We start from the raw sequence: 1,402 nt of genomic DNA on the forward strand, positions 1-1,402 counted from the left end.
AACAAAGACAGTTGCGAGAACAGCCGCCCCCCCCACCAAACTACTGAGATCGCCAAGGAAATCCAGAAGACACGCAGCCAGTGCGAGGTACTGCCTGCCGTAACATGAGGATAGGAAACGATCAGCCTCTCATCCTCGTCCAATACAGAGATTGCAAAGAATGTTCCGTCGGGCCATCGCTTGCCCACCACTCTAACGCTCTGCCCCTGCCTGAACGGCCAGTTCCACAGCAGAGCAGACACCGATAGATCTCCCAGCATGAACCTGACTCGCACCACTGGCTCCGCCCCCCTTCGCTTGACATCACGGCCATGCCTGCTGATGGCCCACTCAAGCCGAGCGCTGCTGCAACTGCACCCACTGCGGCCATTTGCTCTCGATCGTCAGAACGGGACAGAACATCCTCGAACGCATGTTCAACGAAAAGTTCTGAGATCACACCAGCCTCTGTATCCAGCGGAATTTTGCTCGGAACATCCATGTAATGTGCGCCTTTCACGACTGCGACCTTGTAGTTACTTTCCCTATTGCTTTGTCAAACGCGTCGTTCTGCTTCAGAACGGCCTCCTGGAGGTTATCGCTGGCCGAGGGAGGAGCTTTACTAGCTGCCCTCCCGAATACGTTGGACTCGCACCACTTCTCGAGATCGTTCGGGCTGATTACCCACACGGTCGCTTCAATCAAAAGCAGTGCCAACGTAATCTCCCAACCGCCCAAGCGCAGTATCCAACCGCCAAGGCGCTTCATAGCCTGACTGGACAAGACGAGTTCCCCTTCCCTCGCGGCCGCAGCCTCTATCCCGGCCCTTAACCCACGAAGACCCAAACTCAACTTATTTCGCCCCAGATGACGCTCAAGAAGACGTACTGTTTACTGGGGAAGCATGGTGCTAGACGCTGCCGTCAGTACCTGAAGTAGGTATCGCCCAAGGCAAGATGATCGCCTGGCTGCCGCTTCTGCTTGGTGATCCGCCGCAGATTGATCCGCTTTGCGTTGGGCCAACCAAGCGTCTGGAATATTGCATCAGCCATCTTTGCGAACCGAGTGAAACGCCGCCCCATTCTGTATCCGATGAAGCAGAAGAGCAAAACGCAGACCAAATAGGCTTGAGCTACCAACACACTTCCGCCTTCGTTCCTGCCAGTACTATCTTTAAGCTGAACCAGCCAAAAAATCCGATAACAAGTGCGCACCAAGGCACCGAGAACATCAGGGAATATTTTGCCACCGTCATCCAATGAGCCCACGTGCCCGCACTAACGTGCGGATAAGACACAATCAGCCTACTCTGTTCTTGCAGAACTGACAGGGCGAAGAAGTTTCCGTCGTCCTCATGTCGACCAACCACTCGGACATCGTCGCCCTCCAGAAATGGCCAGTTCCAAAGCACCGCCTTTACTTT

At 54.6% G+C, this 1,402-nt stretch carries 2 protein-coding genes; one reads left to right on the forward strand and one right to left on the reverse strand.

All coding sequences use genetic code 11. From position 1 onward, the window contains the following. The coding region (locus ACFC0D_RS38560; protein ID WP_376446780.1) for a hypothetical protein at nt 1-242 on the reverse strand (242 nt) is incomplete at its 3' end. A 693-nt stretch (nt 243-935) separates the two neighbouring features. Here ACFC0D_RS38560 and ACFC0D_RS38565 point away from each other — a divergent pair. Beyond that, on the forward strand, nt 936-1,241 hold the full coding sequence (locus ACFC0D_RS38565; protein WP_376446782.1) for a hypothetical protein: 306 nt from the start codon (nt 936-938) through the stop codon (nt 1,239-1,241). Nucleotides 1,242-1,402: the final 161 nt, after the last annotated feature.

The organism is Streptomyces sp. NPDC056222 (assembly GCF_042264065.1).
In the GTDB taxonomy this organism is placed as follows: domain Bacteria; phylum Actinomycetota; class Actinomycetes; order Streptomycetales; family Streptomycetaceae; genus Streptomyces.

Coding starts and splice junctions, on each gene's coding strand:
- ACFC0D_RS38565 (WP_376446782.1), top strand. CDS start 936: ATGATCGCCTGGCTGCCGCTTCTGCTTGGTGATCCGCCGCAGATTGAT.